At 48.9% G+C, this 8,318-nt stretch carries 9 protein-coding genes and 2 pseudogenes; all 11 read left to right on the forward strand.

Going from position 1 to position 8,318, the window contains the following annotated elements:
- The first annotated feature begins 107 nt into the window (after positions 1 to 107).
- Positions 108 to 350 carry a diguanylate cyclase domain-containing protein gene (locus tag DW743_RS17580; protein WP_243004606.1) on the forward strand — a complete coding sequence of 81 codons (243 nt, stop codon included), beginning with the start codon at positions 108 to 110 and terminating at the stop codon, positions 348 to 350.
- 428 nt (positions 351 to 778) lie between these two features.
- Positions 779 to 1,585 (forward strand): transporter substrate-binding domain-containing protein, encoded by an 807-nt coding sequence (locus DW743_RS17590; protein WP_117762277.1) that lies wholly within the window; start codon positions 779 to 781, stop codon positions 1,583 to 1,585.
- Between the two features lie 176 nt (positions 1,586 to 1,761).
- Positions 1,762 to 2,451 (forward strand): amino acid ABC transporter permease, encoded by a 690-nt coding sequence (locus DW743_RS17595; RefSeq protein WP_117762276.1) that lies wholly within the window; start codon positions 1,762 to 1,764, stop codon positions 2,449 to 2,451.
- On the forward strand, positions 2,441 to 3,184 hold the full coding sequence (locus DW743_RS17600) for an amino acid ABC transporter ATP-binding protein (RefSeq protein WP_117762275.1): 744 nt from the start codon (positions 2,441 to 2,443) through the stop codon (positions 3,182 to 3,184). The genes DW743_RS17595 and DW743_RS17600 overlap by 11 nt, the downstream gene beginning before the upstream one ends.
- 388 nt (positions 3,185 to 3,572) lie before the next feature.
- Positions 3,573 to 4,550, forward strand: a complete 978-nt coding sequence (locus tag DW743_RS17605; protein WP_050636995.1) for a DUF6017 domain-containing protein — start codon at positions 3,573 to 3,575, stop codon at positions 4,548 to 4,550.
- Between the two features lie 31 nt (positions 4,551 to 4,581).
- Positions 4,582 to 4,809, forward strand: coding sequence for a DUF5348 domain-containing protein (locus tag DW743_RS17610; protein ID WP_016220940.1), 228 nt, complete (start codon positions 4,582 to 4,584; stop codon positions 4,807 to 4,809).
- Between the two features lie 41 nt (positions 4,810 to 4,850).
- Positions 4,851 to 5,327 carry a PcfB family protein gene (locus DW743_RS17615; protein ID WP_050636994.1) on the forward strand — a complete coding sequence of 159 codons (477 nt, stop codon included), beginning with the start codon at positions 4,851 to 4,853 and terminating at the stop codon, positions 5,325 to 5,327.
- Positions 5,324 to 7,110, forward strand: a pseudogene (locus DW743_RS17620) (VirD4-like conjugal transfer protein, CD1115 family). Before DW743_RS17615 ends, DW743_RS17620 begins: the two are co-directional and overlap by 4 nt.
- A complete protein-coding gene (locus DW743_RS18190; RefSeq protein ID WP_166459869.1) occupies positions 7,103 to 7,270 on the forward strand; it encodes a hypothetical protein in 168 nt (55 codons plus the stop codon). Before DW743_RS17620 ends, DW743_RS18190 begins: the two are co-directional and overlap by 8 nt.
- Positions 7,263 to 7,457 (forward strand): hypothetical protein, encoded by a 195-nt coding sequence (locus DW743_RS17625; RefSeq protein WP_050636992.1) that lies wholly within the window; start codon positions 7,263 to 7,265, stop codon positions 7,455 to 7,457. The genes DW743_RS18190 and DW743_RS17625 overlap by 8 nt, the downstream gene beginning before the upstream one ends.
- Before the next feature lie 454 nt (positions 7,458 to 7,911).
- A pseudogene (locus DW743_RS17630) lies at positions 7,912 to 8,040 on the forward strand (Maff2 family mobile element protein); the annotation flags it as partial.
- Positions 8,041 to 8,318: the final 278 nt, after the last annotated feature.

Here is an 8,318-nt window from a genome sequence, read left to right on the forward strand (position 1 = left end):
TTGTGGACACTGTGTAAGACATTGCAGTACCGTAAGGTATTCGTCAATGCAGTAGTGGAAGAAACAAGAATCCCCCTGCTTTAGCTGTGGGGAGTGTCAAGCCGGAAATGCGGGAGAAAGCGGCGGCAGAGAGATTTTTCGAAAGACTTTTTCATAACATCAGCCAGATTACGATTGCGGAAATGAAGGGGAAGCAGATAGAAATCAGCCTGGGTGCCTGTTTCTGCGAGGTATCGGAAGAAGTTTCTTTTGACCAGCTATACAGAAAGGCGGACCGGGCAATGTATCAGAGTAAAAAGAAACAGGGATACAGTGCCTCCATTTATGAAGAATGGATGAAAAGCAATTAGAACAGGACAAGGCAGGAGAGATACCAGATGAACATCATTTGTGTAGACGACGAACAAATACAGAGGGACTGGAAGGGATGGAAGCCTTAAAGCTCTTCGGGAGCAGTGTGGAAGCCTAGGAATGGGCAAAGGAGCATCCGGTGCCGGGAAATTTGCGAGAAACATCAAAACGGAAGCAGAGTTTCCGAACTCTCAGAGGAATATGCTTTATCGGAAAAGAGCATTCAGCGGATCCTGCGCTGCACAGCAGCAGACGGAAAAAATACGGACTGAATACAAAAACGGAAAGACAGCCATGGAAGAACCCCCGGGCTGTCTTTTGTATTTCTGTTGCTTTTTTTCCGTTTTTCCTTGCATTTCAGAAAGATGCTGTTATAATAAGGGAAAGTGAATAAATATACATTACATGAGGAGAGAAGGAGATTATTATGAAAATGAATTTTGCAAAAAAAGCAACAGCACTTGCAATGTCCGTTTTGTTTGCTGTTTCGATGGCAGGCTGCGGAAGTTCTGCATCTACCGCAAAGAAAGTAGAAGTAACATCCGTAGAGGATCTGGCAGATCTGAAGATTGGTGTACAGACCGGAACAACAGGTGATTCTCAGGCGAGCGATGCCGTTAATGCAGATTCCCAGATGCAGCGTTACAACAAAGGCGCCGATGCTATTCAGGCACTGAAAAACGGAAAGATTGACTGTGTTGTCATCGATTCCCTGCCGGCAGAAAAATTCGTTGCAGCAAACGATGATCTGAAAATTGTAGAAGGCATTTTTGATACCGAAGAGTACGCGATGTGCTTCAAAAAAGGAAATGAGTTAAGAGACGAGTTCAACACTGCATTGGCAGAGCTGAAAGAGGACGGAACTCTTGATGAGATCATGAGCAACTACATTGGTGATGAAGTCGGCCAGCATCCGTATGAGTCCCCGGCAGACGTGGACCGTTCCAACGGAACGCTTACCATGGCAACCAACGCTGAGTTCGAGCCGTGGGAGTACAAAGAGGGAAATGATATCGTTGGTATCGATGCCGACATTTCCAAGGCAATCTGCGACAAGCTTGGTTATGAGCTGAAAATCGAGGATATGTCATTTGAAACCATCCTTGCATCTGTCAACAGTGGAAAAGCAGACTTCGGCGCAGCCGGAATGACCGTTACTCCAGAACGGGAAGAAAGCGTTGATTTCACGGATACTTATGCAGATGCAACACAGGTTGTCATTGTCAGAAAGTAATAACATAGTGATAAGGACTGCGAGAGTACGAAGTACGGGGCAATCTGGAATCAGGGGATAGAAACGAGCGGCTGTCCGCCAGACAAAAGGCGCGGCCGTTCGTTTTTCGATTGCGCTGTAAGGAAACTGCCGGTTGCAGATCCCGCAGTTAAAAACACAAAGGAGAGATGTGTCATATGGAAAATTTACATCATCAGTTCAACCGCTACTTTGTAGACAATGGTGCTACAGAATGGTGGCTGACCGGTCTGAAGACGACACTGCTTGTCACGGTGCTTGCGCTGTGCATCGGTGTTGTGCTCGGACTTCTTATCGCACTGATCCGCTCGACACACGAGCAGACCGGTAAATTAAAACTTCTGAACATCGTTGCGCGCGTCTATCTGACGATCATCCGCGGAACGCCGTCCATGATTCAGATTCTGTTTTTTTATTCCGTTATTTTTGCAACCGTAAACCTGAACAATATCGTGATCGGCGGAATTGCATTCGGTATTAACTCCGGTGCGTACGTTGCCGAGATCTTCCGTTCCGGAATCATGTCTGTGGATAAAGGACAGACGGAAGCGGGACGAAGCCTTGGTTTAAATTCGGCACAGACCATGCGTCTGATTATCATTCCGCAGGCGTTTAAAAATGTTCTTCCGGCGCTGATCAACGAGATGATCGTGCTGTTGAAAGAGACCGCCATCATCGGCTATATTGGAACCATCGATATTACAAAAGCAGCAACTCTGGTACAGAGCCGTACGTACGATGCGCTGGTTCCGCTTCTCTCCGCAGCGATCTTTTATCTGATTCTTGTTATGATTCTGACCTATTTCATGGGCAAACTGGAAAGGAGACTGCGTAAGAGTGACCACTAACGAAAAAGTATTAATTAAAGTTGAAAATCTGCAGAAGAGCTTCGAGGATAATAAAGTTTTAGACGGAATCAGCACAGAGATCCGTCAGGGAGAAGTTGTCGCCGTTATCGGTCCTTCCGGTTCCGGAAAATCGACGTTTCTGCGCTCCTTAAACCGTCTGGAAATTCCAACCGGCGGAAAAATTTACTTCGAGGGCGTTGACATCACGGCGCCGGAAACTGACATTGACCATGTGCGTCAGAAGATCGGAATGGTATTCCAGCAGTTCAATCTGTTTCCGCACAAAACCGTTAAGGAAAATATCTTGCTCGCTCCGGTGACATTAAAACTAATGACACCGGAAGAAGCAGAGAAAAAAGCGATGGAGCTTCTGACCCGTGTCGGACTGCCGGACAAAGCAGATGCCTATCCGGGAAGCCTTTCCGGCGGACAGAAGCAGCGAATCGCCATCGCGCGCGCCCTTGCGATGAATCCGGATGTCATGCTGTTTGACGAACCGACTTCTGCACTCGATCCGGAGATGGTAGGAGAGGTTCTTGAAATTATGAAGGAACTTGCTGAATCAGGCATGACGATGGTTGTCGTAACGCATGAAATGGGTTTTGCAAGAGAAGTGGCAACCCGCGTGGTCTTTATCAACGAGGGAAATATTCAGGAGGAGAATACGCCGCAGGAGTTCTTCGCAAATCCGCAGCATCCCCGGCTCAAAGAGTTTTTATCGAAAGTATTATAATAAAATGGTTGATTATCTCAAAAAAGCCTTGATTTACGGGCATACAAGCAGGATTTCAAGCTGAATTTACTACCAATTTACTACTTTTGAGGGAAAGAGCCTTGATATGCCACCCGGAACCCTGCAAGCCCAAACACCAGCACACAGCATTGAGAAAGAATAAATGAAAACTGAATACGACGCAAATGCGGCGTTTCTCTATCCCATAACAGGGAGAACAGGAACGCCGCTTTTTTTATGCCCTCATGTTACGCAGTAGGGGCGAAAAGAGCCTTGCTATATGCGGCTTTGCGGGCGCGTTTTTAACGGGGACAGGGATTTATACCTAACCCCGGCAAAACGGCGTTCTATCGCGTAACAAATCCACAACCAAAGGAGTGATGAAGCTATGGCAGTTTTCCGAGTGGAGCGCAACAAGGGCTATACCGTTATGAGCAACCACCATTTACGCAACAAGGAGCTGACCTTAAAGGCAAAGGGGCTTTTATCGCAAATGCTGTCACTTCCCGAAGATTGGGACTACACCCTTGCAGGGCTGTCACAGATTAACCGGGAAAAGATAGACGCTATCCGGGAAGCAATAAAGGAACTGGAACGCGCCGGGTATATCGTCCGTTCACGGGAACGCGACGAAAAGGGACGCTTGCGCGGAGCTGATTATGTGATCTATGAGCAGCCGCATACAGAACCTACGCCGGATTTACCTACATTGGAAAATCCAACATTGGATAATCCAACGCAGGAAAAACCAATGTTGGAAAAACCTACGTTGGAAAATCCAATGCAATTAAATAAAGATATACAAAAGACTGACTTACCAACAAAAGAAAAAATAAATACAGATTTACAAAGTACCCATTCCATTCCTATCCTTTCCCCTACCCCCTCTCCCTCTGACGGAGAAGCGGCTGCGCCGCCGGAACGGAAGCGAAAGGAAACGGAAACACAGAGCGCATATGAGATTTACCGGGAGATCATCAAGGACAATATCTCCTATGACATTCTCATGCAGGATATGAAGTTTGACGGGGACAGGCTGGACGAAATTGTTGACATTATGCTTGAAACTGTCTGCACCCGGAGAAAGACGATCCGTATTGCCGGGGACGACTACCCCGCCGAGCTGGTGAAAGCAAAGTTTATGAAGCTGGACAGTGAACATATCCGCTTTGTGCTGGACTGTATGCGGGAGAACACAACGAAAATCCGCAACATCAAGCAGTATCTACGGGCGGTGCTTTTCAATGCCCCGTCCACAATCGGCAACTATTATACGTCCCTTGTGGCTCACGATATGGCAAGCGGCGCACTTGCGCCACAGGAGCCGCACGACCCCTATTCATTCAAACCGGGCGAAAGCCTGTAACCACCCACAACCACAAAAGGAGGATTTTATTATGGCACAGAAAACGACGGGAGCATTGGTATTTGACGAGCGCACAGACCGCTATGACATTCGCTTTGACCTTGCCAGCTATTACGGCGGGCTGCATTGCGGGGACTGTTTCGACGTGTTCACCCGCGGCAAGTGGAAGCCGACCCGCATTGAAATGAACATGAAACAGGAATGGTACTTAGTTGGTATCAGAGCCGACGATCTTAACGGGCTGCGGGTGCGTATCTGACCGCCGCCCCATAGACCACCCCGAAAGGAGGGAAAGACCCCATGCAGGACGAGATCAACGAGAAAACCGTTGCCCTGTATATCAAGACCGGGAAGCTGACCGCCGAAGTGCTGCAAAAGGCAATGAAAGCCGCGCTTGCACAGGCAAAGAAGCAGATCGGCAAACAGCCCCACGGGAAACAGACCCTAAAGCAGCTTATGAAGCAGAACACGGGCGTTTCCAACATAGAGATCACAAAAGACAATATCAAGGCGTTTGAGAGTATCGCCAAAAAGTACGGTATCGACTTTGCGCTGAAAAAGGACGCGACGGAAACCCCGCCCCGCTACCTTGTATTCTTCAAGGGCAGGGACGCGGACGCACTGACCGCCGCTTTCAAGGAGTTTTCCGCAAAGAAGCTGACGCAGGATAAGAAGCCCTCAATCCGAAAGGCATTAGCCGCTTTCCGGGAAAAGGCAAAGGAGCTGAACGCCAGCCGCCAGCAGACCAAACACAAGGACAGGGAGGTATCGCTATGAAGCCGGAAATCAAGAAGCTGCTTATCCTCAATCTCCCGTATCTGCTCTTTGTGTACCTGTTTGACAAGGCAGGCGCGGCTGTCCGGCTTTCCCCCGGCATGGACGCAAGCCAAAAAATCTTGAACTTGGGGGAGGGCTTCACCGCCGCCTTTGCCAGCGCAGCCCCCAGCTTCCACCCCGCCGATTTACTGATCGGTATTGCCGGGGCGGTGATTATCCGGCTTGCCGTTTACCTAAAGGGCAAGAACGCGAAAAAATACCGCAAGGGCATTGAGTACGGTTCCGCACGCTGGGGGACAGCCGAGGACATAAAGCCGTACATAGACCCGGTATTTGAGAACAATATCCCGCTTACGCAGACGGAACGGCTTACCATGAACAGCCGCCCGAAGCAGCCGAAGTATGCAAGAAACAAAAATATCCTTGTGATCGGCGGTTCCGCAGCGGCAAGACCCGCTTTTTCGTCAAACCGTCGCTTATGCAAATGCACAGCAGCTATGTTGTCACAGACCCGAAAGGCACGGTTTTAATCGAGTGCGGGAAGCTCTTACAGCGTGGCGGGTACAGAATAAAAGTGCTGAACACAATCAATTTCAAGAAGTCCATGCGTTACAACCCCTTTGCGTATATCCGCAGCGAGAAAGACATTTTGAAGCTGGTAAATACCATAATCGCCAACACCAAAGGCGACGGGGAGAAATCCGGCGAGGATTTTTGGGTGAAGTCGGAACGGCTTTTCTACTGCGCCCTTATCGGCTATATCCACTATGAAGCCCCGGAGGAAGAAAAGAACTTCACGACGCTGCTTGAAATGATAAACGCCAGCGAAGCCCGCGAGGACGACCCGGAATTTCAAAGCCCGGTTGACCTCATGTTTGAACGGCTGGAAGAAAAAGACCCGGAGCATTTCGCTGTCCGGCAGTACAAAAAATTCCTGCTGTCGGCGGGCAAGACGCGAAGCTCTATCCTCATTTCCTGCGGCGCAAGGTTAGCCCCCTTTGACATTAAGGAGCTGCGGGAGCTTATGGAAACGGACGAAATGGAGCTTGACACGCTGGGGGACAGAAAGACCGCCCTTTTCGTCATTATCAGCGACACCGACGACACTTTTAACTTTGTCGTGAGCATACTCTACACCCAGCTATTCAACCTCTTGTGTGACAAGGCTGATGATGAATACGGCGGGCGGCTTCCCGTCCATGTAAGGTGCTTACTTGATGAATTTGCGAATATCGGGCAGATACCGAAGTTTGAAAAGCTCATTGCTACCATAAGAAGCCGGGAAATCTCCGCGTCAATTATCTTGCAGTCACAAAGCCAGCTAAAGGCAATCTACAAAGACAACGCTGACACGATTGTAGGGAATTGCGACACCACCCTTTTCTTGGGCGGCAAGGAAAAAAGCACCCTCAAAGAAATATCGGAAATTTTAGGCAAGGAAACCATAGACAGCTTCAACACGTCCGAAACGCGGGGGCGGGAGCTTTCCCACGGCATGAACTACCAAAAGCTGGGAAAGGAACTTATGACGCAGGACGAGATCGCCGTTATGGACGGCGGCAAGTGCATTTTACAGGTGCGCGGTGTGCGCCCGTTCTTTTCAGATAAGTTTGATATAACGCGACACCCGAAATACAAGTACCTCTCCGACGCAGACCCGAAGAACGCCTTTGACATGGAGAAGCACATCAAACGCCGCCCCGCCATAGTGAAGCCGGACGAGGAATTTGACGTTTACGAGATCGACGGGGCAGATTTACAGGAGGACGCAGACAGTGAATAAAAGCCCCGGAAATGATAAGCGGCGGTTTACGGTGCTTGTCAACCCAAAAATCCGGGAAGAACAGCGGCGGCAAGCTGCCCTGCGGAAATTTATCAAAGATTGTGAACGGCTTTACGAAAAGAACCGGGCGCATTTACAGGAGGACGCAGACCATGAATAAGCGTATCAGAAAGAAACAGCAGAAGCAGCGGGAGCAACTAAAGCAGCTTGAAATGAAGTGGCTGCTGGATATGGCAAACACCATTGACGCGGGAATACGGGAGTGGCGGGAAGAAATGGAACGCCGCTATGTGGAGCTTTACGCGGAGGAATTAGCCCGCCGCATGGGGCTTGTCCCGAAACAGTGACAGGGCTTAAAAGATTTACGGCATGGAAATGTGGATAACAGGCTATGGGATCATGGATAACTCCATTCACAGCACATGGAAAAGCCAAAGTGCGGCTTTCCCACGTCCTGCAAACAGAGTTACCCACAATCCCAAAAGAGCAGCCAGTTACCCACATTCCCACACCGCCGACGGCTACGGAAACAGACCCTTTCCTGCCTGTCATTCATAAAAAGATTTTTTAAGGAGCTGATCGGAAATGAAGAACGTAAACACGGGCTACATGATACGCGCCCCTACCGGGGGACGTACCGCCCAAACCCTTACAACTGAATACCGCCGCGCCGCAGAACTTACGCAGCGTGGGGACACCGCCTTTTATACAGGGCGGTTTTTTTATGCGGCGGCGACTGATCGCTGACCGCCTTTTGTCCGCTTGACGGACAGCCGCACACGCGGCAGAAAGGATTTTATCATGGCATTTTTTACTTCCGCAGTAGGCGTTTTGAAAACACTTGTTATCGCTCTTGGGGCTGGTCTTGGCATTTGGGGCGTTGTCAATCTCATGGAGGGCTACGGCAACGACAACCCCGGCGCGAATGCTCATGTGCGGTAAAGTAATAAAAAGATTTAGGTAGCCGCCTTAACTATTCCTAAATAAGATAATATGCACAGTATTTTCTCGTAAATAGAAAATAAATTATTGCATTTTACCAATTATTATGTTAAAATGACAATGTAACAAAGAGCTATGTATTTTTAAGGAAAGGGAGGAACTTATGAATTTAAGAAAATCTATTTTAGCACTTTCAGTAGTAGCTGGAATTGTAGCTGCTCCAATGACTGTATTTGCCGCTCATACTCATAGTTGGGGTTCTCCCC

This window comes from Blautia sp. AM28-27, from assembly GCF_003480905.1.
GTDB classification, from domain to species: Bacteria; Bacillota; Clostridia; order Lachnospirales; family Lachnospiraceae; genus Fusicatenibacter; species Fusicatenibacter saccharivorans.